Raw genomic sequence first — 24,539 nt, 5'->3', positions numbered from 1 at the left:
AGAGGAATCGTATGACGCGTCCGCTCCTTCTCCATGTGGGGTACCACAAGACCGCCACGACCTGGATGCAGAACGCGCTGTTCACACCGGTGCACGGCTACCGGCAGGTCCTCTCCCACAAGGAGGTGTTCGACGGGCTCCTGCGGCCGCATGGCCTCCAGTTCGCGCCGGACGCCATGCGCGACCTGATCGCCGAGCGCCGGGCCCAGGTCCCTGACAACGAGACGCCCGTGATCTCGTCCGAGCTCATCTCGGGAAATCCCTTCTTCGGAGGACGCGAAAGCGACGACTACGCCCGCCGCCTTCGCGACGTGGCGCCCGACGCGCGCATCCTGGTCTCGATCCGTGAACAGACCCGGATCCTGCCGTCCGTCTACATGCAGTACATCCGGCGCGGCGGCACCATGCCGATCGCCCGGTTCTTCGACGGGGAAAGCGAGCTTGGCTATTTCGGCTTCGCGCCCGAGCACTTCGAATACGACCGGCTGGTCGGGCTTTACCAGGACCTCTTCGGCGCCGAGAACGTCTTCGTCCTTCCCCAGGAAGGGCTGAGGAAGGCGATGGACGACACGGCGGCATCCCTGGCCGAGTTCGCGGGCAATACAGGGTTCCAGGGGCTGTCGCCGGAGGCCCGGAAGGTCCGGGGAGCCAGCGATCCGGAATATGCGGTGCCCGTGCTCCGCCGGGTCAACCACATCAGGACATCCGCCCTCGACAGGACCCCGGCCATCTCGCTCGGCCCGGCATCCGACTCGGTCTTCAAGGGCACGAGCTACCTCCTGCGCCGACCCTTCGTGAACAGCATGTTCAAGGCGCGGACTCCCGTCAGCGACTATGTCCGCAGCCGGTTCGCAGGCCATTACGCGGCCAGCAACGCCCGGCTCAGGGACCTCGTCCGCCACCCGGTCGATCTGACGAGCTATAAATAAGGCATGGGCCGGGGCGCCGGCAGGCCCCCGCCCATCCGACGGCGCCGCGGTCTGGCCGAACCGCCGATCCTGCGCCAGACTACGGCCGCGGCCCCGCTCCTGGAGGGAACGATGCGACATCTTGGTGCCATGATCCTGACGGCCTTGCTGCTCGCGGCGGGCAACGGACGGGCGGATGCGGACATGACCCTGAACGGGCCCGGGGACCTGGCCGGCGCCCTCGAGGCCGCCAAGGACGGGGGCGTCCTCCGCCTGGCAGGCGGCGACTGGGGCGGCCTGTCCTTGCAGAAGACATCCTGGCCCGATGGGCAGCCTCTCGTGCTGACCGCGGCCGACCCCTCCGATCCGCCGCGCTTTTCCTCGATGGGCCTGTCCGGCGTCCACAACGTCGTCCTGGACGGGATCCTGTTCGACTACACCTTCACGCCGGGCGATGCGCGTCATTACCGGCCGTTCCGCATTTCGGGCTCGGAAGGCATCGTCGTTCGCAACGGCGTCTTCGATGGCGACGTGGCGCAGGACGACGATCCGAGCCTCGACGGCTTCCCGGCCGGCTTCGGGCTGAGCGTGACCGGTTCCTCGGACGTCACCCTCGAGGACAACATCATCCGCGGGTTCGCGCGCGGCCTTCTCGTCTCGCGCAGCCGGGGCATCACCATCCAGCGCAACGACGTCCATGACATCCGGTCCGACGGAATGGACTTCGCGCAGGTCCAGCAGGTGCTGATCCAGGGTAACCACATCCACGACTTCGCCCGGTCGGCCACCTCCAAGGACCACGCCGACATGATCCAGTTCTGGACCAACAGGACCGACGCCCCGTCCGAGGACATCCAGATCCGGGGCAACCTCCTCAACTCGGGGCGGGGCCTGTTCACCCAGTCGATCTTCATGCGGAACGAGCAGGTGGACCGCGGCCGGGCCGGGCCCGAGATGTTCTACCGCAACGTCACGATCGAGGGGAACTTCATCCTGAACGCCCACCTTCACGGCATCACGGTGGGGCAGGCCACGGGGCTTTCCATCCTGAACAACACCGTGGTCCAGAACCCGACCTCCAAGGGCGAGAAGGACAACACCGCGCTCTGGACGCCCCAGATCCGCGTCACGCCAGAATCCACGAACGTGCGGGTCATGGGAAACGTGGTCTCCAAGATCGTGGGCGCCGAGGACCAGCGCGACTGGACGGTGGCCGACAACCTGTTCGTCCAGGGCCGGACCCGCATGGAGCCGGGCTTCTATGGGGCCGTCTTCGTCGGGGGGGACCCCGTCAATCCCGCGTCCTTCCTGCCCAAGCCGGGCGGCCCGCTCGACGGCACGGGCATCGGCGCGCCCCTGATGGTCCTGGCGCGATGACCGCCGGCGTCCTGTGTCGGGCCGGGGTCGCATTCGCCCGCCAAGGCGGATACAACGTCCGCCGATACGCTCCCGAGTGAAAGGATCACCCAGGCCGTGGCCGTGCTCGAGGATATTCCCGGTCGAAGCATAAACCCGGCGTCGGGCGCCCCGCTCACGCCCGAGCGCAGGGCGGCCCTGAGGAAGTCGAAGCTGCCCTGGCAGGCGTCGATCTACGTCTATGCCGCGATCCTGCCGATCGGCTTCCAACTGGGGCCGCTGGCCATGACGTCGCTGCGGCTTGTGCTGCTGATCATGGTCATTCCGCTCCTGATCAACCTCCTGGCCAAGCGCTACGGCCCGATCCTTCCGACGGACTACCTGTTCATCGCCCACATCTTCTGGGCCATCATCGCCCTAGCCTACAACAACCCCGACAAGGTGATCGAGCAGGCGGGCTCCGTCGGCCTCGAGTTCCTGGGGGGTTACCTGATCGGCCGCGCCTATGTCCGGACGCCCGAGGCCTTCCTGGCGCTGAGCCGGCGTCTCGTCTTCATCATCCTCCTGATGCTGCCGTTCACGCTTTATGAAACCCTGACCGGCCACCCGATCATCGTCGAGACGATCCGCAAGGTGCCGGGCCTGAGCAGCGTGACGATCAGCAATGCCGACAAGCGCATGGGCCTTGAACGCGTGCAGCTGACCTTCGCGCACCCGATCCACTTCGGGCTGTTCTGCTCGGTGGCGCTCTCGATGTCCTTCGTCGCCCTCAGGGGGATCTCGGGAACGATCTGGCGCTACCTCAGCAGCATGGTCGTCGCGGGCTCGGGGTTCCTGGCGCTCTCGAGCGGGGCGCTGCTGGCGATCTTCCTCCAGTTCGGCCTGTTCGCCTGGTCGTGGATCTTCGCGCCCGTGAAGCAGCGGTGGTGGATCCTCTTCGGACTGTTCGTGCTCTTCTACATCGGGGTCGATCTCTTCTCGAACCGGTCCCCGATCAAGGTGCTGATGACCTATGCGACCTTCTCCTCGCATACCGCCTACTGGCGTGGCATCATCTTCGAATGGGGCATGGTGAACGTCTGGGCCAATCCGATCTTCGGCATCGGCCTGAACGACTGGGTGCGCCCGCGCTTCATGGTGTCGGGAAGCATGGACAACTTCTGGCTCGTCATGGGCGTCCGCTACGGCATCCCGGGCTTCCTGCTGCTGGCCGTAGGCTATGCGCTCGCCACCGCCCAGGTGATGCGGCGCAACTTCGACGCCGACTCCGTGGTGCTGCACATCCGCCGTGGCTGGGTGTTCACGATCCTGGGTCTCAGCTTCACCCTTTGCACCGTGCATATCTGGAGCAGCATCTACTCCTACGTCTTCTTCACCTTCGGGAGCGGCATGTGGCTCATCACCTACCAACCCCCCGCGTCCGGCGAGGCTGCCCCGACGCCCCGGGTCGGCGCCGGGCCGAGCCTTCGCCCGCCACAGTCCGGAGCGATCCCCCGGCCCGCAGGCCTGGCCAGCGGAGGCTACACCCGCTTTCCGCCTGTTCAGCCGATGAGGCGCCGCACCCCCTGACCGGCCCAGGCCGCCTGCCCCCCGTCCCCCTGACCAGCCGCGAGCTTCCATGACCCTGCCTGCCCTTGGCGTCGTTATCGTCTCCTTCAACTCCTCGGACGTCATCCTCGACTGCCTGGAAAGCCTCCTGGCGGCCAGGGACGTGCGGCTCCTGATCTCGGTGGTGGACAATGACTCCACCGATGACACCGTGACCGTGCTGAAGGACTGGGCCGCGGGACGGAGCGGCTATGCGGCGCCGACCGACGTCCCGTTCTCCTGGGACGCCACGCCCAAGCCGGTGACCCTTTACGGCCCGGGCGACCGCCTGCCCGCCGAGGGGCACTGCATCACCCTGATCGAGACGGGCGTGAACGGCGGCTTTGCGGCGGGCGTGAACCGTGGGCTGAGCCATCTCGCCGGCCTGCCGGAACTGGACCGGTTCTGGGTGCTCAATCCCGACAGCGTGGTCGCCCCCGGCGCCGCCCGCGCCTTTGCCACGGCGTCCGCCGGCTTCGGCCTGATGGGAGGGCGGCTGATCTACCTGGCCGACACATCTGACCGCATCCAGCTCGATGGCGGCTACGTGAAGTGGACGACGGGCGTCACCGGCAACGTGAACCAGTTCAAGCCGCACGACACCACCCCGCCGCCCGATCCCACCGCGCTCGACTTCATCACCGGAGCGAGCATGGTCGTGTCCCGCGCCTTCTACGAGGCGGTGGGTCCGATGCGGGAGGACTACTTCCTTTATTACGAGGAGGTGGACTGGGCGCTGCGCCGGGGGGCGTTGCCCCTGGCCTATTGCCCCGAGGCGTTCGTCTATCACCGCGCGGGCACCGCGATCGGCTCGCCGTCGATCGGGCGGCCGGCGTCGCCGTTCTCGCTCTACTTCAAGCACCGGGGCCGGATGCTGTTCCTGCGGCGCTTCCGGCCGTGGTCGCTCCCGATCGGGCTGGTCTACTCGCTCTACAAGGCGGGGCAGCTCGCGGCGAAGGGACACGGCCTTGAAGCCTGGACGATCATGGCGGGATCGCTGAACCTTCCGCCTCCCAGCTCGGTCCGCTCGCGCCTGTCGCCCGAGGCCCGTGCCTTGGCCTTTGGCCGCACAGCTTCCTAAGCGAGCCTAAACTCTGGGCATCGTCGGCGGTGAGTCGGCGAAAGCCCGCACGACCTGCGCGGCTTCCCACCGATCCGCAGCATTGCCCGCATAGTGCCTTGAAATGGACTGAGTTGCACGCGACCCGTCGCACGGACCGAGCAGACAGTTCGGCAAGAACACCAATCTCGGACGTGGGACAAAGCAATGCGGACGATGGCAATCAATGCCGTCCTGCCATCGCAGGGCGACATGCGGCCGGCTGGCATGCCGGCCGCTGCGGAGGAGATCCGTTCCCCCAAGGCAGCCCCGGCACAGGGGCTGATCCAGCCACGGGCGGCGCTTGAACAGGCGCTGCGCGGCCTTCGGCGCACCTGCGCCGTCGTGTTCGGCTTCAGCATCATCCTCAACATCCTGATGCTGACCGGCTCCATCTACATGCTCCAGGTCTATGACCGGGTGCTGTCGAGCCGGTCCGTCGAGACGCTGGTTGCCCTCTTCGGGATCGTCGTCGTCCTTTACGCCTTTCTCGGGTTCTTCGACTTCCTGCGGGCCCGCATCCTGGGCCTGGCGGCGGTTCGGCTGGACCAGGTGCTTGGGACCCAGGCCTTCGGCCTGTTCCTGCGCAGCGGGCTTCCGGCCGTTTCGCGCGGCGCCTCGGCGACCAATGAGCCGTCGCCGCAGCCCCTGCAGAACCTCGACACGCTCCGCTCCTTCATCTCGGGGGGAACCATGGGCGCCCTCTTCGACGTGCCGCTGGTGCCGTTGTACCTGGGCGTCCTGTTCCTGGTGCACCCCGTGCTGGGCTGGCTCACGGTGGCGGGTGCCCTGGTCACGGCGATGCTGGCCATGCTGAACCACCTGCTGACGCGCAAGCCGATCGCCCAGACCATGGCGCGCGAAGCCATGGAGCGTGACCTGGTCGATCGGTCGCGCCGCGGCGCCGAGGCGATCTTCGGCATGGGGATGCAGGCCGCCCTGATGCGGCGCTGGCAGCAGTACCGGCAGGCGGCCCTGGCGGCCGGCCAGACCTCGGGCCATCCGGCCGAGGTGCTGTCCGCCACGAGCCGCGCCTTCCGCATGTTCCTTCAGTCCGCGATCCTGACGGCTGGCGCCTGGCTCGTCATCCAGGGCGAGATCTCGGGCGGGATGATCGTGGCCTCCTCCATCCTGTCCGGGCGCGCCCTGGCGCCGGTGGACCAGATCATCGGCGGCTGGCGCGGCATCCAAAAGGCCGTCCTCGCGCGCCGCTCTCTCGAGCGCGTCCTGTCCGACGCGCCCGCCGCCGCCCGCATCGTGGAACTGCCCGAGCCCAAGGGGCAGTTCGAGGTCCGCGACCTCACCAAGCTCGCGCCGGTGGCCCAGGGGCAGGGGGAGCGTCGTCCGCTCCTCGACAAGGTGACCTTCGCTCTCGAGCCGGGCGATGGCCTGGCCGTGATCGGCAACTCGGGCAGCGGCAAGTCCACGCTGGTGCGCGCCCTGATGGGGATCGTCCGGCCGGACAGCGGCGAGGTGCGCCTCGATGGCGCCACGCTCGACCAGTGGGATCCGGCGCGGCTGGGTCGCTTCGTGGGTTACCTCCCGCAGCTGCCGGACCTGCTGCCGGGCACCGCCCGGGACGTGATCGCCCGGTTCGATCCCGAGGTGACGGACGCCACGGTCATCGAGGCGGCCCGCATGGTCGGCATCCATGACATGATCCTGGCGCTGCCGCAGGGCTATGCGACCGAGATCGGCGGCGCGACCGGAGCCGTGCTGTCGGGCGGCCAGATGCAGCGGCTCGGCCTCGCCCGGGCGGTCTGCGGGATGCCCCGCCTCATCGTGCTCGACGAGCCCAACGCCCACCTGGACGCCGCGGGCGACGAAGCCCTGGGCCAGGTCATCACGCGGCTCCGGGACGCCGGGTCGGTGGTCATTGTCGTGACCCACAGGCCGGCCGCCATGGCCGCCCTGAACAAGGTTCTCGTGCTGAAGGATGGGCAGGTGCACCGCTTCGGGCCCATCCAGCCGGCTCAGGAGCATGAGGTCCCGGCGCCGGCGAACCTGCCCCTGTCGGCCGGTCCGCAGCGCCAGTCCGCCGAACTGCCCGTCGCGGCCCGACAGCCCTGGGAGCCCTTCGTGGTCCGGGCCGGAGCCGAGGCCGCGTCCGGGCGCCCCGCCAACGATCCGGAGATCCACCGGGAGGTCCAGCCCGCCGCTGAGGCGAACGGGGCGTCCGAGGCCGAGTTCTCCCCGCCGCCCAACGTGGCTGCGGCCATGAAGCGCCTTGCCGACCAGCGTGCCGCACGCAGCCGTGCCGCCGCCGAGAAGGCTCACCAGACCATGAGGATGTCATGACTGCTGCCGCCGTTGCCGGTATCGACCTCATCCCCGCGACGGACCTGCGCCGCCCCGTGCGGCTGGGCGTCGCCGGACTGGCTCTCCTGTTCGCCGGGTTCGGTGGCTGGGCCACCTTCACCAAGATCGAAGGGGCGGTCGTCAGCTCGGGCCAGATCACGGTGGCGGGCCGGCCGCAGCTGGTGCAATCGCTGGACGGCGGCATCGTCCGGGCCATCGAGGCCAAGAACGGCGATCGCGTCGTTGCAGGCCAAGAACTGCTCCGGCTCGACTCGACGCTGGTGCAGACGAACCTGAACATCGCCCGCGTGCGGCTGGCCGACGCTCTTGCGCTGAAGGCGCGTCTGGAGGCGGAGCAGGCGGGGCTGTCCGAACCGGCGTTCGACTATCCGGACCTGCCCTTCACCCGCCCCGACACCTCGCGGTCCGAGCAGGCGCAAAGCCGCATCTTTGCCGCCCGTGCCGACGTCCTCCGGGGCGCCCGCGACCAGCTGGCCGAAGCGCTGCGCCAGGGCGAGGCACGCCTGACCGGACTGGGGGCCCAGATCGCGGCCAAGCGGGACCAGGCCTCGCTCATGGACGAGGATCTTGCGAACATGCGCCAGCTCGATGGGCGCGGACTCGTCCCCACGCGCGAGCTGAACGACATGACCCGTTCCGCCGCCGACCTCCGGGGCGAGATCGCGAGCCTTGAGGCCGAGATGGCGAGCGTCCGCATCGACATGGAGGACGCCCGGCTCAGCACGCTCCAGGACGAGCGCGAGTTCCGCGAGGGCGTGGCCACCGATCTGCGGGACGCCTCGGCCAAGGTGGACGAGCTCGTGCTCGAGATCATCACGCGGTCGGCCGAGCTGGAACGCACGGTCATCCGCAGCCCCTCGAACGGCATCGTCCACGAGGTGCAGGTGGCGACGGTCGGCGGCGTCGTCGGTCCGGGCGATACCCTGCTTCAGGTGATGCCCCTGGACGAAGGGTTCGAGTTCGAGCTCCAGGTCGACCCCCGTTCGATCGACCAGGTTCATCCCGGCCAGCCGGCCGAGATCGTGATCGCGCCGCTCGATCCGGCCTCGACGCCGCATCTGAAGGCGCAGGTCGAGATGGTCCCGGCGGCGGCGGTCAACGATCCGCAGACGGGCCGGAGCTTCTATCGCGTGACCCTGTCCGTCGGCACGGATCAGCTGGCCCGGCTCGGAGACGGGGTGAGCCTCATCCCGGGCATGCCGGTCGAGGCTTTCCTCCAGACCGGCGAACGCTCGGTGCTGGAGTATCTCCTGCATCCCGTCGAGAGCCATCTCCACCGCGCGTTCCGGGAATCCTGACAGCACCAGGCAGCCAGACCTGAGCGATGGATGCGCGGGCCGGGCCCGCGCATCCGCCGCGACTGGACCAGCCAGCCAGGGAAACGGGCCGATCGATTGGAGCCGTTTCCTTTTACCTGCCGATCGAGGCGGGCCGATCCGGTTCGCCGAAAACTCTTCGCAATAGGTGATCTTTATGTGTCCCACATAAGTCTTTGTCCTGCTCCTGCCACGGCGTTGTTTCGCCACGATCATAGTTCAGAAGGCAGGCAGACCTAAGGGGCACCTAACACAAACTAAGAATACGAGGGATAAGATGGCGACGATCAACGTTTCGGACCTGAAGCAACTCTACAGCGCACTGGCGAGCTGCAAGGGTGGCGAAACCATCCTGCTTGCTGGCGGCGATTACGGGAACATGAACCTGTCCGTGAAGTCCGGGTTCAATTTCGCATTTCCGTCCAACGTCACGATCATGTCGGCGGATGCCAGGAATCCTGCGTCTTTTTCGGCCGTGGAGGTTCGTGGCGCGGCGAACATGACGTTCGACGGGATCAAGTTCGATTACGAGTTCCAGTCCGGCGACCTAACCTCGGAACGTCCCTTCAACTTCCAGAACTGCACCAACCTCACGATTCGCAATTCCACCTTCGATGGTGACTTTGCCCGCGGCGTTTCGTCGCTGGCCGATGGTTATGGCTACGGAATCGGCCTTTCGGTTCGCACCTCGACCGGCGTGACGGTCGAGAATTGCGAGTCCTACGATTTCCACCGCGGAATGGTGTTCAGCGAAAACTCCGGGGTAACGGTTCGCAATAACGAAGTCTACGGAATGCGGTCGGACGGCATGGATTTCAGTGAAGTCCAGAATGTCGTCATCGAAGGAAACCACATCCACGACTTCCGGGCCCCGCCGGCTTCGACCGACCACCGCGACATGATCCAGTTCTGGACGAGCGGCACCGACGCCCCGACCGAGAACGTCGTCATCCGCGACAACCTGCTCGACATCGGCAACGGCGCGCGGACCCAGTCGATCTTCATGCGGAACGAGGTCGTGGACACCGGGCGCGCCGGCGCGTCCATGTACTACCAGAACATCCTGATCGAGAATAACACGATCACCAACGCGTCGGCGCGCGGCATCTCGGTTGGCGAGACCAACGGCCTCGTGATCCGCAACAATTCGGTCCTGCACGCCGACGGCGCGGCCGCCGACGGTCCCGACCCGTCCGTCGAGATCCCGAAGATCATGGTGGCCGAGAACGCCAAGAACGTGGTCATCTCCGCCAACCTGGCCGCGGACATCCCCTCGGCCGAGGCTGGCTGGACCGTGACCAAGAACATCCTGGTGCAGGACCAGGACTCCTTCGCCCCCAACTACTACAACGACGTCTTCGTCAGCTCCTCCCTCGCTCTTCGTGACGGCGAGCATCGCTATCTGGCCGTTGCTGGCGGGGTCATCGACCAGGCCAATGCCGGGTCGGACGTGACCCAGGGCGCGGGCGGTGGTCTGCAGGTGCAGTTCCAGGTCGCCAAGGTGGACGGCGCGACCCGCGTGTTCGACGCCAGCCATTCCGTGTTCGACGGCGGCTCGCTGCCCGTCGGCACCGCGTTCTACTGGACGTTCGGCGACGGCACCAAGGCGCAGGGCGTCACGGTGCGCCACAGCTACTCCGGCCCGGGCGATTACCCGGTCAAGCTCACGATCAAGCTGCCGACGGGCGCGACCGTCTACGAGGACTACAAGTGCTCGATCCAGTCCTCCGAGGTGCTGAGCCTGCAGGACGGTCACTTCGTGGCCTACCACGACGGGGCGCCCGTCGATCTGGGCGTCGCGCCCAAGCTGACGTCGGACGGCATCCAGCTCGGCGCCGTGGGCGTGACGGCCACCATTGACCGGAACCACGTTCTGGATGTCATCGGCAGCGACAAGATGACGATCGGCATGACGCTGGACGCCGACAAGGTCGGCACCTCGGGCGAGGTCTTCCGTCTCCATGGCAGCTTCACCGCGGCCGTCACCTCCACGGGCGAGATGAGCTTCCAGGTCTTCCGCGACGGCGGCCTTTCTCCCGTGACCGTGATGACCAAGGGGGCCAGGCTCAACTCCGTGGTCGAAAAGGACCATGACGTCGTGATCCATCTCGACAGCGGCAAGCTGCAGATCTGGGTGGACGGCGCCCTGGCCGGCCAGACCACGATGAGCGGCACGATCGGCGGCGCCACCGGGTACAACGTGCAGGACCTCGTGTTCGGGAATCCCTGGAAGAAGGGCAATTTCGTCGGCGACCTGTCGGCCTTCGAGATGTCGGTCTCCGCAGGCTTCCCGGCCTCGCCCAAGACCACGATCCTGAAGACCGCCCAGACCGCCACGACGGCTTCGGACGCGGGCGTCCTGACCGTGTCCTCGGCCATGGAGCACGACAGCGGCCAGCACGATGCCTCGTCGGCGCTCGACCACCATCATCAGGATGACGCCCGCTACGATCTGGTCACGCACCACCAGGGCCACGACCTGATCGCCTGATCCACCACGGCGGTCTGGCCTAAGGCGCGCGGATCCGCACTGCGATCCCGTGGCTGGACAGTCCGTGTGCGCAGCCAAGGCAGGGCCGCTCCTCCCGGGGGGCGGCCCTTCATGCGTTCGGAGCGGCTTGGCCTTCGCTCAGGCGCCGCGGATGAAGGCTTCGACCTCCTGGTGGGCGGCGTCGTCCGTCATCTGGCGGGGCGGATGCTTGCAGAAGAAGGCGGCGGGCGCCTCGATGGGACCGGACAGACCCCGGTCGCGGGCGACCTTGGCGCAGCGGATCAGGTCGATGGCCACCCCGGCGGAATTGGGGCTGTCCTCCACCGACAGGCGCACCTCCATGTGCATGGGAACGCCGCCGAACTGCGTTCCTTCCAGCCGGATGAAGGCGACCTTGTTGTCGTTCTGCCAAGGCACGTAATCCGACGGGCCGACATGGATGTTCTCCCAATCGAGCCGCTCGCCGGCGACGGCCTGGACGGCCTCGGTCTTGGAGATCTTCTTGGACGCCACGCGGTCGCGCGCCCACATGTTGAGGAAGTCGGTGTTGCCCCCGGTGTTGAGCTGGTAGGTCCGGTCGAGCCGCACGCCCCGCTTGGCGAAAAGATCCGTCAGGACCCGGTGCACGATGGTCGCGCCCACCTGCGCCTTGATGTCGTCGCCGATGATCGGGACGCCGGCGTCGCGGAATCTCTGCGCCCAGGCCTCGTCCGACGCGATGAAGACCGGGATGTTGTTGACGAACGCCACGCCGGCCTCGAGCGCGCATTCGGCGTAGAACTCCGTCGCCTTCTGGGAGCCCACGGGGAGGTAGTTCATGAGCACGTGGGTGCCGCTCTCGCGGAGCACGCGGATCACGTCCTCCTTGTCGGGCTCGGCCTCGTCCGACCTGAGGAAGGTGCGATGCTCGGGCTGGTCGGCCATATGGGGCGCGAAGCCATCGAGGATCCGGCCCATCCGCACCCGGGCCCCGGTCTCGGGGACATCGGCGCAGAAGGTCAGGGTGCAGTTCGGCTTCTCGAAGATCGCCCGGGCCACGTCCTGGCCCACCTTGCGGCGGTCGATGTCCCAGGCCGCCACCACGCGGATGTCGCCGGGACGGTAGCCGCCCAGGTCCCAGTGCATGAGGCCGGTATGTTCGTTCCGGTCGTGGTCGCGGTACATGGCCATGCCCTGCACGAGCGAGCTCGCGCAGTTGCCCACGCCCACGATGGCGATGTTGATCCCCTCGCGGGTCAGGCTTCCATCGGGCATCATCCCCTCCCTGCAATCTGGGCCCGGGCCGGTCGGGCCGGCGCGTAGCGCTCCACCATGGCGGCGCAGAAGTCGGCGAACTGCTGCGGCTCGCGCGGGGGACTGGTGTGGTGCTCGCCCACCCCCAGGTGCTCGGGCGTGAAGCAGAAGGTCACCATCACGTCGAAGTCCTGCAAGGCGTCCATCTGGCGGTCGAACCAGTCGAGCGCGTTGGGACGGAAGCTGTCGGCCCAGGACAGCCCCGTCCGCAGGTGCCGCACGCCCAGCCGCTTGAGCCACTCCACCGCGAGGGGGAGGCGCGGGTCCTCGTAGTGGAACCACTGCATGAGCCCCATGCGCCCGGCATGGGGAGCAAAGGCTTCAAGGCCCGGCTTGGGTGTCCCATCCTCGCGGATCAGGCCCATGTAGAAGTGGCGGTAGTAGCTCGACCCCTCGGCTTCCTTGTGGCGCGTCGTGGCCTCCCACTGCCGCGGCAGGTCGAAGAGCGAGTACCAGTAGACCCGTGGCACGCGATCGAGGAGCAGCTCGGCCGTCCGCTGCACGCCGAAGGTCTGCACCTCCTCGGCGCCAAAGGAGCCGACGCCGACCTCGCTGACCCAGACCGGATGGTCGGGGGCCACGGCCTCGATCTCGGCGACCTTGGCGGGCCATTCGTTGATCTGCCACAGGTTCCAGTCCAGCGGAAAGCCATGCACCGCCAGCACGTCCACGTTGTCGAGCACGCCCCGGTCCTTGAGCCGGAGGATGAAGTTCGGGTCGATCGGGGAGATGCCCCCCAGAACGCGCGTCATGTCCGGGTTGACCGAGGCGACCGCCTGGCCGGCCAGGTTGATCATGGTGGCGAACTGCGACCAGTCGGGATCGATCTCGGGATCCCAATGCGACTTGTTGTTGGGTTCGTTCCAGAACATCACGGAATCGATCATCGCGCGGCCCCCCGTGCCGGATAGGCCGCGCCAGCCCCCCATTGGGCGTAGGGCACCTGGGCCCGGCGGCAGATGTAGACATCCTCGGAGGCGCGCGCTTCGATCGAGAACCCCGCGGCCCGGAGCATCGCCTCGGTGCCGGCCCGGTTCGGAACCCACCAGTTGGTCCAGTCCTCCGAGTAGGACTTCTCGATGAAGTACATCGCCGGGTAGCCCGGCTTCTCGAAGATGGTTTCCTCGGAGAACGGAACCTCGTCGGGAACCTCCAGCACCTGCTCGGGGCCCCGCTGGAGCGACTGGAAAACCAGCATGTCGCCGCAGACATGTTCCCGGATCAGGTCGAGCGCGAGGAGGGGGTGCCGCAGATGATAAAGCACGCCCATGAAGATCACGAGGTCGAAGGTCTCGCCCAGGGCGCCCACGTCATAGACCTCGAGCTGCCGGAACTCGATCTCCGCGCCCTCCACCTCGGCGGCAAGCCGGGCCTGCCGGAGGTAGTGCTCATCGTGATCGATGCCCAGGACGCGGGAGGCGCCGCGCCGCTTCATCTCCAGGGCGTAGAACCCGGCGTTGCAGCCGATGTCGAGCACGGACTTGCCGGACAGGTCCTCGGGGATCGCATGGGCGAAACGCTCGAACTTGGTGCGGGGGAAGTCTCCCAGGAAGTGCCCGGGCGCCGTCTCGATCCCGCCAAGCCGCAGATTGTGGAACCAGGGCCCCAAGGCCTCGATGCGACGGGCGAGGTCGTCGTCCCCGGGGTCATTCACGTCCTTCATGCGTCCATTCCGATGGTTTCATTCAGACTTAGTACCCGCGCGCCCCAAGTCCCGGCCTCGAGCCGGCTTACCGAAGCGGGGCCGATCTCGAAGCGCAGGAGATGGTCCAGGGACAGGCCCAGCACGCGGGCCACGAGAGCGCGGATCACGTCGCAGTGGCTCACCAGGGCGATCCGCTCCCCACCGTGCGGGGCAAGCGACTCCATATGCCGGACCGCGCGGTCCGCGGCCTCGCCCATGCTCTCGCCCCCCGGCGCGCGCGCGGTGGCGCGGCGGGTGTTCCAGTCGTCCCAGAGCGGCTGGCCATGGAGGTCCGCGAACTCCGATCCGGTCCAGTCGCCGAAGTCGACCTCGTCCAAGGCCTCCACCACCGTCACCGGTGCGCCGCTGGCGCGGGCCAGGGCCTCGGCGGTGGCGCGGGCGCGGTCCCGCGGGCTGGTGTGGATCTGGGTCAACGCCTCTCCGGCCAGCCCGCGCGCCAATGCGGCGGCCTGACGCTCGCCCTCGGGGGTGAGCGGCACGCCAGCGGCCCGGCCCGTCAGGCGCCGCCCGAAGTCCGCATGGGTTGCATGGCGGATCAGATAAAGCTGGACGCTGATGGGGAACCCCCGGTGGCTTCTACTTTCGTTCGGGTACAAACGCTCGCGAGGGCGTGAGGTTCCATGGTTCGTTCCGATGCGGCGGGAACGCGCCGTGCGCGCCGGAGGGGCGCGACAGATCGCGGTACCGGGCCAGGTAGCCTGCGATCATGCGGTCGGCGGAAAAACGGGCCCGGGCGGTGGCGCGGCAGGTGTCCGGGTCGATCTCGCCGGCCCTGCGGATCGCGTCGGCCAAACCGGCCACGTCCTCCACGAGGAACCCGGTCCGGCCATGCTCCACGATGCCAGGAAGCGCCCCGCTCGGATAGGCGATGACCGGGGTCCCGGCGGCGAGCGCCTCCATGGCGACGAGGGACGAGGTTTCCCGTGCCTTGGCCGGGATCAGGACGCAGGCGGCCGCGGCCAGGAGGTGCTGCTTGCGCGCGCCTGCGACGGGGCCAATCCAGCGCCGCCGCCAGGACAGGCGCGGGGCGATGGCGTCGCGGAAATGCTGCTGATGGAAGGGATAAGGGAACACGGTCCCGGCGATCACCAGCGGCCTGCGGGCCATCTCTGCGGCCATCAGGGCGTCGTCGAAGCCCTTCTCGGGGCAGATGCGCCCCAGCGTGAAGGCAAAGCCGCGCCTGCGGACGCGCAGGTCGGGGATCTCCACGCCGTTCTCGATGGGGGCTTCGATCCGCGCGCCCGGCGGAGCGGTCGCCGCCTGCGCGGCCGAAACCGGATGGAGATGGGTTCGGGGCCGGGCGGGCGACAGCGCCTCGGGCGGATACCAGTCGAGCGGCAGGTGAAGCGTCACGAGGACCGGCGGGCCGGGCTCGGGAAGGTAGGCGGGAAAGTCGATGCCGTGGAGATGGACGACATCGGGCGCCTCCTGCGCGACGACCTCGGCGATCCGGGCCCGGACGGCGGCCCGGACCCGCTCCGCATCCGCGTCCGAGATCGGCCCCTCCACCGCCGGGACGGAGCGAAGCTCGCCTGCGACCTGCGATCCCTCGGGCGCGATCACGAGCGACCGGTGGCCCGCCGCGACCAGCGCCCGGTCCAGCCGGGCGAGCACCTGCTCCGCGCCCCCGACCGGATCGGCCGTCACGGGCGCGAGCGGGTAGGACACGCTGAGGATCGTCAGGCGCCTCATGCGGGGGCCTGATCGAGCAGCGCGTCCGCGTGGCGCCGCCACGCCGCGAGGTTCATCGTCCAGCCGAACTGGTCGTACCAGGCCTGACCGGACGGGGCAGGGGCGCGGAAGTCATAGGCGGGAGCGGGGCGCAGCCGCTCGCCCATCTCGGGCATATGGCTGAGGAAGGCCTGCTGGCTCCCGAAGCAGGCGAGGCCGGCGCGCCGCCGCGCCCGGTCGTCATCGGACAGCGGCATCGCCGTCTCGGGGGCCGAGGCGTCGGGCCAGAACTCGCCGAACCGGGCCTGCCCCTGGCGCAGGTGGTAGCTCGGGAACTCGAACCGGTCGGGGACGGGCCGCCGCTCCGCCTCGAAGCGGCGGCAGGCCAGCGCGACGCAGAGCGCCGCCGCGTCATGGTCGGGATGGCCATGCTCGTAGGGGTGGGTGATGACCGCGCCGGCCCCCCAAAGGTCGCGGACGAGGTTCTGGACGATGGCCGCGCCGTGGAGGATCGCCTCCTGGTCGGGATGCCAGTAGCAGCGGAGCTCGGCCGTCGACCCCAGCGCGGCCATCGCGGTCCGTAGTTCCTGGCGGCGCAGCTCGGCATAGTTTTCGACCGTGTCGACCCCGGCCTGCCGGGCATCCCTCAGGTCCCGGGGGGCGCCGTCGGTCAGGTGGATGATCGACAGGTCCTCCAGGCAGTCCAGCCGGCTTGCCAGGGCCAGGGTCTCGTCATCCGGATGCGCCACGACCAGCACCACCCGTTCGGGGATGCGCTCCCTCCGCGCGAGGCGTCCGGGCAGGTCCGTCATGGCCTAGCGCGCGGCGCGCGCGGGCTCCGGGCCGAGGAGCTCCATCGCCATCCGGTAGCCCTCCAGCGTGCCCACGTCGGCGTAAAGCGTTCCCGCCCGGACCCCGAGCGCCTGGCCACCTTGCTCAATCCAGGCGTTGACGAGCGTGCCGATGTATTCGTCGGGGTCCCGGCGCGACAGCCAGAACTCGCGCAGCTCGTGGAAGATGTGGCCCGGCATCTTGAAGGCGCCCCAGATCCAGTTGGTCCGGACCTCGGGCGACTTCACGTCGATGGCCAGGACGCGTCCGTCCGCGTCGGTCACCACCGCGTCGAAGAACTGCGGCTGCTCCACCGGGAACAGCAGAAAGGACAGCCGGTCATCCGGCAGCGCCCGCAGCGCATCCTCGGGGAACCAGATCGTGTCCGGCAGGCCCACGAGGACCGGCTCGTTGTGCGGGATCACCGGATGGGCGCGGAAGATGGCGTCGCACAGGCCCGATGCCTCGGGCTGGACGACGTAGGCGATCTCCACGATGTCGCAGTGTCCCCCGTAATACTTGAGGATGTCGGCCTTGTGGGGCGAGATCACGAAGCAGACCTTGGTCGCCCCGGCCAACGCCATGCGGTCCACCAGGAACTCGCTGACGGCCTTTGGGCGGCTGCGGCCGTCGCCCGAGAGCCGCCCTCCGACGGGCAGCAGCTCCTTGGAGAAGGCGAGCGGCTGGATCCGCGTCCCGTTCCCGGCGGCGGGAATTATTCCCCACATGCAACTGTCCCTTCTGGCTGAGATGTGGCGCGGCGACGGCCATCGCCGCCCAGCAGGTCGACAAGTTCCGCCGCGCGGACGTCCGAGCTGTGCTCGGACAGCGTGCGGTCGCGCGCGGCCCTGGCGATGCGGGCCAGTTCGGCATCCGGCAGCTCCAGCGCGGCGATGGCGTCGGCGGTGGTCCGGGCGGTCAGGATCTCCTCGCCGGGCGTGAAGAAGTCGCCCAGGCCCTCCCAGGCGTCGCTCAGGACCGGGATGCCGCAGGCGGCCGCCTCGAAAAGCCGCCCGGACGGGCACCAGCCCATCGAGGCCATGGCTTCCCGGGTCACATTGAGCGTCAGGCGGGAGGACGCGAAGAACGCCGGATGGTCGGGGGGCGGCAGGTGCTTCACGAAGTAGATGTTGTCCGTCCAGGGAAAGTCCGGGGGGTAATTCGCCCCTGCCAGCACGAACCGCAGGCCGGGACGCTGGCGGGCGGGGTCGATGAACAGCGTCTCGAGCGCGGCCTGCCGATCGGCGGCGTAGGTGCCCAGGTAGGACAGGTCGCCGCGGAAGGCAGGGTCCGGGGACCCGGGCCGATGCGCCGCCGGATCCACATGGCCGTAGAGCGGCGCGACCCGTCGCGCGCTCAGCCGCGTCCGCAGCAGGTCGAGCGCCATGCCACCCGTGTAGCTGAGCACGAGGTCGAAGTCGCCCAGCCCCTCCGGGGGCAGGAAGTCGACGCGTTCGCCCCCCTCCAGGCGGCGCAACGTCACGGGCGTGTCCATGTCGTAGAAGACGGTCAGTCCCTTGGCCTCGGTCCAGGCCAGCTCGGACGCCAGCGGGCCGTCGGGGCAGAAGGACGTGACCATGACCGCGTCCGCGCGCGCCACCTCGGCGCGGGCGCGCGGCAGCACCGACCACCAGTCGGGGTAGAGCACCAGCTCCGCACCGTCCGGAAGCCGCGTCAGGTCACGCGTTTCGGCGTAGTAGGGAACGTCGCGTTCGAAGAAGACGACCTCGTGGCCAAGGCGTGTCAACGCTCCGATGAGCCCACGCCATAGGGTCGCGTGACCGTTGCCCCATGACGAGCTCACGGCCAGCCCGAACACCACCAGTCTCATCCGCGCCCCTGACCCTATGCCGCCGTCCTGCGGCGATTGCCCACGTCAACAGGGTCGAACGGGGTAAGTTCCCCGCCAGCCACAATCATTTTGCCAGGCTGGGCCGGGTTGCGCCGGACGCGCCATCCGGTCGCCGGATCGCGATGCTGGCAGCCTGGGCCGGGAGCCCGCGTCCGAGGCCCGCGCCGGGGCGCCCACGCCGGCCGCCCCGGCGTCGTGCGCTCGGTCGGATGGCGGACGGCTGGTCGTGACCGTTCAAGGTGCCCGAGGCCTCCGTCGCCCGGCTGAGCCGCCCTGCGGCCGCCCAGCCAGCGGGCCTTCGTCCAGCGCCTACTTGTGGCGGGCGGCCGCGTGATCGCCGTGCTCGCGCTTCTCGGCGGTGTCGCGGCCCACGAGCTTGTTGAACAGGCTCTTCTCGTCGAAGAGCAGCGCCAGGTCCTTGGCGTCGAATTCCTCGAAGAACTCCTCCCAGGAGATCTCCACGAGGTTCTCGTGATGGGAGTTGGGGGCATCCGGGAACATGATGCGGATCAGGCCCACGTCCTTGTCGGAGTGGGTCCGGTCCACCGCCGCGGGCTTGCCGCCCTTGCTTTCGGCCCATTTCCGGATGGTGTCGTGATCGGTCGTCGTTTCGGCCATGATGCTGGCTCCTGTCCAGGTCTGCCGCGCCAACCCACGCGCTGCGTCATGGTTCCCCGGGCCCCGACCCCGGAACGCCGTCCGCGGCCCGGCGTTGGAGCCGTGACGCCCGGCCGCGGACGCCCGACTGGCGGCCGGTCCGGGCCATGACCTCATGGAGTATCCCCCAATGACCCGTCCCTTCGCCATCGTGACCGGCGCCTCCTCCGGCATCGGCTATGAGCTCGCCAAGCTGGCCGCCCAGAACGGCCATGATCTGCTCATCGCCGCCGACCAGCCCAAGATCCAGGAGGCCGCCCAGGATCTGCGCGCCCTGGGGGTCGAGGTCGAGGCCCTGGAGGTGGACCTGTCCACGCTCGACGGCGTGGACCGTCTATACGCCGCCGCGCGGGGCCGCCCGGTGGATGCGCTCCTGGCCAATGCGGGCCACGGGCTCGGGCACGGCTTCCTCGAACAGGACTTCGCCGAGGCCCGTCATGTCGTCGACACCAACATCACCGGCACGATCTACCTCATCCAGAAGGTCGGCCGCGACATGGTGGCCCGCAGGCAGGGGCGCATCCTGATTACCGGCTCGATCGCCGGGTTCATGCCGGGCACGTTCCAGGCGGTCTACAACGGCACCAAGGCCTTCATAAACTCCTTTGCCTTCGCGCTGCGCGAGGAGATCAAGGACTCGGGCGTCACCGTCACCGACCTGATGCCCGGCGCCACCGAGACCGAGTTCTTCGAGCGTGCCGACATGGAGGACACCAAGGTGGGCGCGGCCAAGAAGGACGATCCCGCCATGGTGGCCGAGGTGGGCTGGAAGGCGATGATGAACGGCGAGGGCGACGTGGTCGCCGGCTGGAAGAACAAGCTCCAGTCCGCGATCGCCAACATCACCCCCGCCGGGATGCTGGCCGAGCAGCACCGGAAGATGGCCGAACCGGGTTCGGGCCAGTAACCGGGGCCAATGAACGAGCGCCAAGGGCGGGCGGGCCTAGCCCCGCCCGCGATAGGGCGGCACGCCCTGGTCGGGCAGCCAGACGCCCTGCGGCACCGGCCCGGTCTGGTAGAACACGTCGATCGGGATGCCGCCGCGCGGGTACCAGTAGCCGCCGATCCGCAGCCATTGCGGATCGAGCAGCTCCGCGATCCGCTTGGCGATGGTCACGGTGCAGTCCTCGTGGAAGGCGCCGTGGTTGCGGAAGCTGCCCAGGAACAGCTTGAGCGACTTGCTTTCCACCAGCCAGTCGCCGGGCACGTAGTCGATCACCAGATGCGCGAAGTCCGGCTGCCCCGTCATCGGGCAGAGCGACGTGAACTCGGGCGCGGTGAACCGGACGACATAGGCGGTGCCCGCCTGCGGGTTGGGCACGCGTTCGAGGACGGCGTCCTCGGGGCGCTGGGGCAGGGGCGTGGCTTGGCCCAGCTGGGTCAGGCCGGAGTAGATGCTGTCGGACATTGGGGAACCTCGCGCGGGACCGCTGGCCCCTAGCAGCGCGGGCCGCCATGCGAAAGGGCCGGCAGGGTTGCCCCCGCCGGCCCTTCACCCGATCGTGCGGCTTGCCCGTCAGGCGGCGCGGGCGTTGACCTTGGCTTCCGCGATGGCGGTCAGCTTCTTGTCGGTCGCGCCTTCCTCGTCGAGGTTCTGCTGAAGCACCGCCGCGCAGTCCTCGCGGCCCAGCTGCTTGGCCCAGGCGATGAGCGAGCCGTACTTGGTGATCTCGTAGTGCTCCACGGCCTGCGCGGCGGCGATCAGGGCGGCGTCGAGCACCTCCTTATCGGCGATCTCGCCCGCGGTCTCGTTGGCTTCCTTGATGATGCCGTCGATGGCCGGGCAGTCCACGGCCTTGGGCGTATGGCCATGCATCTGGAAGACCTGCTCCAGGCGCTTGATCTGGTTCTGCGTCTCGGCCAGATGCTGCTCGAAGCCCGAGCGGAGCTGCGGGTCGGTGGCCTTGGCGATCATCGTCGGCAGCGCCTTCGTGATCTGGTTCTCGGCGTAGTAGATGTCCTGAAGCTGGTGCACGAAGAGGTCGTCCAGCGTCGCGATGTCCTTCGTGAAGAGACCCATTGCGATCGTTCCTCCGGTTGCGCGGCCCGGGGGGCAGGGGGCCCGCCCGGTCCGGTTAGGCCTGTGGAACGTCCCCCCGCCGACCCGGTTCCGGCCCGCCTGCCGATTGTGACCGTTCAGCGCAGCGGACCCTTGCCAAGGGCTGCGAGCGCCGTCGCGAGCTCGGGCTGCCGGAACGGCTTGGCCAGCCGGTGCAGGTCCGCGGCGATGCCCCCGTCCTCGGCATAGCCCGAGATGACCAGGATGCTCAGGTCGGGGAACCTTTGCCCCAGCATGTGGGCAAGAGCCGTGCCCGTCATTCCGGGCATAAGGTGGTCGGTCACCACGAGATCCGGCCTCAGCCCCTCGTCCACGAGGTCGAGAGCCGCGTCCGCCGTCGCGGCCTCGACGACGTCGTAGCCCATGTCCACCAGCATGTGCGCGGTCGAGGCCCGCACGAGATCCTCGTCGTCCACGAGGAGCGCGGTTCCCGCCGAAGGCGCCGTCAGCCCGTCTTCCGGAACCTGGGGCTCAGCGACCGCCTGAACGGACTGGGGCAGCCAGAGCTCCACCGTGGTGCCCCGGCCCGGGTGGCTCTGGATGGCCAGGGCTCCGCCCAGCTGCGACGCCAGGCCGTGCACCATCGAGAGCCCCAGGCCCGTGCCCCGCCCTACGCCCTTGGTCGAGAAAAAGGGCTCGATCGCCCGGGCGAGGGTGGCGCCGTCCATGCCGACGCCGCTGTCGGACACGCCAAGCCGCACGAACCGTCCGGCGGACGGCAGGATCGATGGCCCCTCCGCCGCAAGTCCGGCCCGCGCCGCCACGCGCAGCGATCCCCCCCCGGGCATCGCATCCCTCGCGTTCACGGCGAGGTTGAGGATCGCCATCTCGAGCTGGTTCGCGTCGGCCTGGACCGGAGGCAGGCCGGGCTCGATGGCGGTCTCGACCGAGATGCGGGGGCCGACGGTGCTGGCGATCAGCTCGGCCATGCCGGTCACGAGCGCGCCCAGATCGATCGGCTCGGACTGGAGCGGCTGCCGCCGGGCGAAGGCCAGCAGGCGCTGGACCAGCGTGCGCGCCCGTTCGGCCGACTGGAGCGCGCCCTCCACCAGCCGTCCCATCCGGACGTCGCCCACGCCGCGCCGGTGCAGCATGTCCAGGCTGGCAAGGATCGGCGTCAGCAGGTTGTTGAAGTCATGCGCCACGCCCCCGGTGAGCTGGCCCATGCTCTCGAGCTTCTGGCTCTGCCGCAGCGCTTCTTCGGCCTTGATCTGGGCGGTCATGTCGCGGCTCGACCCCACAAGCCGGGTGATCCGGCCCTCCAGGTCACGGACCGGGACCAGCACCGTCTCGTAGTGGCGCAGCGAGCCGCCCAGATCGACATCTTCCCGGTAGCGCTGGACCTGCCCCGTCTCGATGGCCCGGCGATAGTTGACGGCCACGGCCTCGGCCACCCCTGCGGGAAGCTGCTCCTCCAGGGGGCGGCCGCGCAGGCCCTCGAGATCGAGCTTCAGCGTTTGCTTGTGCGCGGGGTTCACCTCCTCGATCGAGAAAAGGTCGTCGCCCAGCACCGCGATGATGAAGAGCCCTTCGTCCGAGTTCTGGAAGTAGGCGCGGTAAAGGGCATCCGCTTCGCGGTGGGCGGCCTCGGCCTCGGCGGCGCGGCGCTGGTCGCGCAGCCGGTCGGTGACGTCGGTCCCGTACTGGTAGGCCCCGATCAGGTGACCCCCCCGGTCCCGAAGCGGGCCATGGCGTAGCTCGTAGCTTGTCGCCTGTCCGTCCGCCGCCACGAAGTCCTGCGTGACGGCGAAGGCCTCGCCTGTCAGCGCCCTCTGCCAGAGCGCCTCGGCCGCCCGGGCGATGTCGGGCTGGCTGCTGTAAAGATCGGGCATCCGGTCGCCCACCCGGGGCTTCCGGCCCCCCAGCTTGCCGATCTCCTGAACGCAGGCGCGATTGATGGCGAGGATGCGCATGTCCAGCCCGACGACGGCAACAAAGGCATCCGTGGTCTCGAAGACGTCGGCCCAGACCTTCCGTTCTGCCAAGGCCTCGGCCACCCGCTCCTCGAGTTCCGAGTTGAGCCGCCGGAGCGCCTCCTGGGCCTGCCGGGTCTCGGTGATGTCGCCGGACAGGCCGACGAGCCCCACGATGTCGCCCCGCCCGTCCCGCAAGGGCGACTTGACCGTTCGGAAATGGCGCGTCTGGCCGTCGACGCCGGTGAAGACCTCCTCGAACTCCACAGTCTCGCCGGTTTCCATGATCCGGATGTCGTTGGCCCGGATCGCCTCGCCTTCCCGGGGGTTGGCGGACCAGTCCTGTTCGCTGCTCCCGATCAGCTCGGCCGGCGAACGGCCCAGAAGCGCCGCCAGGGCCGCGTTCGCGTAAAGAAGCCGGCTGTCCCGGTCCTTGGCGTAGACCAGGTCGGGCGTGGCGGCTCCGATCGCGGCCAGAAGGCTCGAGGTCCGCCGCAACTCCGCCTCGGCGCCGCGCACGGCGGTGACGTCGATCAGCATTCCGTCCCAAAGAAGGCGTCCGTCCGACGCCTCGCGGGGGCGGGTCAGAAGGCGCCCCAGCACCATCTGCCCGTCGGGCCTGCGGATCCGGAACTCAACGTCGAGCGTGGAAAGGTACCGTGCCGCCCGCGCCTCCTCGCGCAGCACCCGTGCGGCATCCTCGGGGTGGAACAGGTTCGTCCAGAACAGCGGATCGGTGCGGGCCGCGTCCGGGCTCACTCCGAACAGCGGGCCGCTGCTGGTCGAAAGATAGATGAAGCGCCGCTCGGACAGGTCGCGCGTGGTTTCGACCTGGAACGCCGTCGTGTTTGGCAGGTTGTCCGCCAGCGCCCGCAGCCTCTCGATCTCCTCGGTGCGCCGATGTTCGGCCCGCACGCGGTCGCTGACGTCGCGCACGGTGGCCAGGACGCCGGTTGGCCGGCCATCCACCCCCGGAACGGGAACGCATTCGAGATCGAACCAGGCCGGCTCGGGCGTGCCGTGCCGATCCAGGGTCATCTCCTGTGCCGTGACGGAACGCGTGCCGCCCGCCAGGCAGCTGCGCAGGACCTCCGTGTCGAACCCCATGAGGTCCGTGACGACGTCGAGGCAGGATCGCCCCATCGCCCCTGGATGCCGCCTGCCGATGAGGGACGCGAAGCCGTCGTTGTAGATCGCGATCCCCTGATCGCCCCAGAGCACGGCCATGGGGGTCGCCGACCGCAAGGCCATGCCGACCATGGCAGTCAGCGAAGGGGGCCAGGCCTCGATCGGCCCGAGCGGCGTGCCGGGCCAGTCGTGCCCCGCGATCAGGTCCGCGCAACCTCCCTGGGCGGGAAGCCAGACGGGCCGGGCTGGGGGCGAGGGGATGTCCAAGGCTCCTCCCACGGATGGGGTCGACGGGATCATGCCTAGCATCCCCTCTCCGTTCAGGAAACGGCATGGACGAGGGGTAGGCCTGCG

The 24,539-nt window shown here is 68.9% G+C and carries 20 protein-coding genes; 8 read left to right on the top strand and 12 right to left on the bottom strand.

All coding sequences use genetic code 11. The features are described from left to right. The first annotated feature begins 11 nt into the window (after nucleotides 1-11). From J3P31_RS12395 to J3P31_RS12365, 7 genes are all read left to right on the top strand, one after another. Nucleotides 12-929, top strand: a complete 918-nt coding sequence (locus J3P31_RS12395) for a hypothetical protein (RefSeq protein ID WP_210528778.1) — start codon at nucleotides 12-14, stop codon at nucleotides 927-929. A 111-nt stretch (nucleotides 930-1,040) separates the two neighbouring features. Next, nucleotides 1,041-2,285 carry a right-handed parallel beta-helix repeat-containing protein gene (locus tag J3P31_RS12390; protein WP_210528777.1) on the top strand — a complete coding sequence of 415 codons (1,245 nt, stop codon included), beginning with the start codon at nucleotides 1,041-1,043 and terminating at the stop codon, nucleotides 2,283-2,285. A gap of 96 nt (nucleotides 2,286-2,381) precedes the next feature. Continuing rightward, nucleotides 2,382-3,833 (top strand): O-antigen ligase family protein, encoded by a 1,452-nt coding sequence (locus J3P31_RS12385; RefSeq protein WP_210528776.1) that lies wholly within the window; start codon nucleotides 2,382-2,384, stop codon nucleotides 3,831-3,833. A 49-nt stretch (nucleotides 3,834-3,882) separates the two neighbouring features. Next, nucleotides 3,883-4,932 (top strand): glycosyltransferase family 2 protein, encoded by a 1,050-nt coding sequence (locus J3P31_RS12380; RefSeq protein ID WP_210528775.1) that lies wholly within the window; start codon nucleotides 3,883-3,885, stop codon nucleotides 4,930-4,932. A gap of 186 nt (nucleotides 4,933-5,118) precedes the next feature. Next, nucleotides 5,119-7,248 (top strand): type I secretion system permease/ATPase, encoded by a 2,130-nt coding sequence (locus J3P31_RS12375; protein ID WP_210528774.1) that lies wholly within the window; start codon nucleotides 5,119-5,121, stop codon nucleotides 7,246-7,248. Further along, entirely contained in the window at nucleotides 7,245-8,567 is a 1,323-nt protein-coding gene (locus J3P31_RS12370) for an HlyD family type I secretion periplasmic adaptor subunit (protein ID WP_210528773.1), read from the top strand. Before J3P31_RS12375 ends, J3P31_RS12370 begins: the two co-directional genes overlap by 4 nt. 295 nt (nucleotides 8,568-8,862) lie before the next feature. Beyond that, complete coding sequence (locus J3P31_RS12365; RefSeq protein WP_210528772.1) at nucleotides 8,863-11,076, top strand: right-handed parallel beta-helix repeat-containing protein; 2,214 nt, start codon at nucleotides 8,863-8,865, stop codon at nucleotides 11,074-11,076. A gap of 138 nt (nucleotides 11,077-11,214) precedes the next feature. Here the strand turns inward: J3P31_RS12365 and J3P31_RS12360 are convergent, their stop codons facing one another. From J3P31_RS12360 to J3P31_RS12320, 9 genes are all read right to left on the bottom strand, one after another. Continuing rightward, nucleotides 11,215-12,330: an inositol-3-phosphate synthase gene (locus tag J3P31_RS12360; RefSeq protein WP_210528771.1), complete on the bottom strand. Its 1,116-nt coding sequence runs from the start codon at nucleotides 12,328-12,330 to the stop codon at nucleotides 11,215-11,217. Then, nucleotides 12,330-13,256 (bottom strand): beta-xylosidase, encoded by a 927-nt coding sequence (locus tag J3P31_RS12355; protein WP_210528770.1) that lies wholly within the window; start codon nucleotides 13,254-13,256, stop codon nucleotides 12,330-12,332. The genes J3P31_RS12360 and J3P31_RS12355 overlap by 1 nt, the downstream gene beginning before the upstream one ends. Beyond that, nucleotides 13,253-14,032: a TIGR04290 family methyltransferase gene (locus J3P31_RS12350; protein ID WP_210528769.1), complete on the bottom strand. Its 780-nt coding sequence runs from the start codon at nucleotides 14,030-14,032 to the stop codon at nucleotides 13,253-13,255. Before J3P31_RS12350 ends, J3P31_RS12355 begins: the two co-directional genes overlap by 4 nt. Continuing rightward, nucleotides 14,029-14,670 carry a histidine phosphatase family protein gene (locus J3P31_RS12345; RefSeq protein ID WP_210528768.1) on the bottom strand — a complete coding sequence of 214 codons (642 nt, stop codon included), beginning with the start codon at nucleotides 14,668-14,670 and terminating at the stop codon, nucleotides 14,029-14,031. Before J3P31_RS12345 ends, J3P31_RS12350 begins: the two co-directional genes overlap by 4 nt. Beyond that, nucleotides 14,651-15,766 carry a glycosyltransferase gene (locus tag J3P31_RS12340; protein WP_210528767.1) on the bottom strand — a complete coding sequence of 372 codons (1,116 nt, stop codon included), beginning with the start codon at nucleotides 15,764-15,766 and terminating at the stop codon, nucleotides 14,651-14,653. The genes J3P31_RS12345 and J3P31_RS12340 overlap by 20 nt, the downstream gene beginning before the upstream one ends. Continuing rightward, nucleotides 15,763-16,557, bottom strand: a complete 795-nt coding sequence (locus tag J3P31_RS12335) for a PIG-L deacetylase family protein (RefSeq protein WP_210528766.1) — start codon at nucleotides 16,555-16,557, stop codon at nucleotides 15,763-15,765. Before J3P31_RS12335 ends, J3P31_RS12340 begins: the two co-directional genes overlap by 4 nt. A 3-nt stretch (nucleotides 16,558-16,560) precedes the next feature. Further along, the gene (locus J3P31_RS12330) at nucleotides 16,561-17,304 is read right to left on the bottom strand and encodes a sugar phosphate nucleotidyltransferase (RefSeq protein ID WP_210528765.1); all 744 of its coding nucleotides are present in this window, start codon (nucleotides 17,302-17,304) and stop codon (nucleotides 16,561-16,563) included. After that, nucleotides 17,292-18,407 carry a CgeB family protein gene (locus J3P31_RS12325; RefSeq protein ID WP_210528764.1) on the bottom strand — a complete coding sequence of 372 codons (1,116 nt, stop codon included), beginning with the start codon at nucleotides 18,405-18,407 and terminating at the stop codon, nucleotides 17,292-17,294. The genes J3P31_RS12330 and J3P31_RS12325 overlap by 13 nt, the downstream gene beginning before the upstream one ends. 330 nt (nucleotides 18,408-18,737) lie before the next feature. Then, nucleotides 18,738-19,046, bottom strand: a complete 309-nt coding sequence (locus J3P31_RS12320) for a hypothetical protein (protein WP_210528763.1) — start codon at nucleotides 19,044-19,046, stop codon at nucleotides 18,738-18,740. Nucleotides 19,047-19,215: 169 nt separating this feature from the next. On the opposite strand from J3P31_RS12320, the gene J3P31_RS12315 reads away from it, so the two are divergent. Then, nucleotides 19,216-19,992: an SDR family NAD(P)-dependent oxidoreductase gene (locus J3P31_RS12315; protein ID WP_210528762.1), complete on the top strand. Its 777-nt coding sequence runs from the start codon at nucleotides 19,216-19,218 to the stop codon at nucleotides 19,990-19,992. A 36-nt stretch (nucleotides 19,993-20,028) separates the two neighbouring features. Here the strand turns inward: J3P31_RS12315 and queF are convergent, their stop codons facing one another. The 3 genes from queF to J3P31_RS12300 form a co-directional block, all read right to left on the bottom strand. After that, on the bottom strand, nucleotides 20,029-20,493 hold the full coding sequence (queF, locus tag J3P31_RS12310; RefSeq protein ID WP_210528761.1) for a preQ(1) synthase: 465 nt from the start codon (nucleotides 20,491-20,493) through the stop codon (nucleotides 20,029-20,031). 108 nt (nucleotides 20,494-20,601) lie between these two features. Beyond that, entirely contained in the window at nucleotides 20,602-21,105 is a 504-nt protein-coding gene (locus tag J3P31_RS12305) for a YciE/YciF ferroxidase family protein (RefSeq protein ID WP_210528760.1), read from the bottom strand. A gap of 116 nt (nucleotides 21,106-21,221) precedes the next feature. Next, the gene (locus J3P31_RS12300) at nucleotides 21,222-24,485 is read right to left on the bottom strand and encodes a PAS domain-containing hybrid sensor histidine kinase/response regulator family protein (RefSeq protein ID WP_210528759.1); all 3,264 of its coding nucleotides are present in this window, start codon (nucleotides 24,483-24,485) and stop codon (nucleotides 21,222-21,224) included. Between the last annotated feature and the right edge of the window lie 54 nt (nucleotides 24,486-24,539).

The sequence above is a fragment of the Rubellimicrobium arenae genome (assembly GCF_017916275.1).
Classification (GTDB): Bacteria; Pseudomonadota; Alphaproteobacteria; order Rhodobacterales; family Rhodobacteraceae; genus Rubellimicrobium; species Rubellimicrobium arenae.
Note: the sequence above shows the minus strand (reverse complement) of the source record. Positions and strands in the feature narration are given on the sequence as shown.

Coding starts and splice junctions, on each gene's coding strand:
- J3P31_RS12395 (WP_210528778.1), top strand. CDS start 12: ATGACGCGTCCGCTCCTTCTCCATGTGGGGTACCACAAGACCGCCACG.
- J3P31_RS12390 (WP_210528777.1), top strand. CDS start 1,041: ATGCGACATCTTGGTGCCATGATCCTGACGGCCTTGCTGCTCGCGGCG.
- J3P31_RS12380 (WP_210528775.1), top strand. CDS start 3,883: ATGACCCTGCCTGCCCTTGGCGTCGTTATCGTCTCCTTCAACTCCTCG.
- J3P31_RS12375 (WP_210528774.1), top strand. CDS start 5,119: ATGCGGACGATGGCAATCAATGCCGTCCTGCCATCGCAGGGCGACATG.
- J3P31_RS12370 (WP_210528773.1), top strand. CDS start 7,245: ATGACTGCTGCCGCCGTTGCCGGTATCGACCTCATCCCCGCGACGGAC.
- J3P31_RS12365 (WP_210528772.1), top strand. CDS start 8,863: ATGGCGACGATCAACGTTTCGGACCTGAAGCAACTCTACAGCGCACTG.
- J3P31_RS12360 (WP_210528771.1), bottom strand. CDS start 12,330: ATGCCCGATGGAAGCCTGACCCGCGAGGGGATCAACATCGCCATCGTG.
- J3P31_RS12355 (WP_210528770.1), bottom strand. CDS start 13,256: ATGATCGATTCCGTGATGTTCTGGAACGAACCCAACAACAAGTCGCAT.
- J3P31_RS12350 (WP_210528769.1), bottom strand. CDS start 14,032: ATGAAGGACGTGAATGACCCCGGGGACGACGACCTCGCCCGTCGCATC.
- J3P31_RS12340 (WP_210528767.1), bottom strand. CDS start 15,766: ATGAGGCGCCTGACGATCCTCAGCGTGTCCTACCCGCTCGCGCCCGTG.
- J3P31_RS12335 (WP_210528766.1), bottom strand. CDS start 16,557: ATGACGGACCTGCCCGGACGCCTCGCGCGGAGGGAGCGCATCCCCGAA.
- J3P31_RS12330 (WP_210528765.1), bottom strand. CDS start 17,304: ATGTGGGGAATAATTCCCGCCGCCGGGAACGGGACGCGGATCCAGCCG.
- J3P31_RS12325 (WP_210528764.1), bottom strand. CDS start 18,407: ATGAGACTGGTGGTGTTCGGGCTGGCCGTGAGCTCGTCATGGGGCAAC.
- J3P31_RS12320 (WP_210528763.1), bottom strand. CDS start 19,046: ATGGCCGAAACGACGACCGATCACGACACCATCCGGAAATGGGCCGAA.
- J3P31_RS12315 (WP_210528762.1), top strand. CDS start 19,216: ATGACCCGTCCCTTCGCCATCGTGACCGGCGCCTCCTCCGGCATCGGC.
- queF (WP_210528761.1), bottom strand. CDS start 20,493: ATGTCCGACAGCATCTACTCCGGCCTGACCCAGCTGGGCCAAGCCACG.
- J3P31_RS12305 (WP_210528760.1), bottom strand. CDS start 21,105: ATGGGTCTCTTCACGAAGGACATCGCGACGCTGGACGACCTCTTCGTG.
- J3P31_RS12300 (WP_210528759.1), bottom strand. CDS start 24,485: ATGATCCCGTCGACCCCATCCGTGGGAGGAGCCTTGGACATCCCCTCG.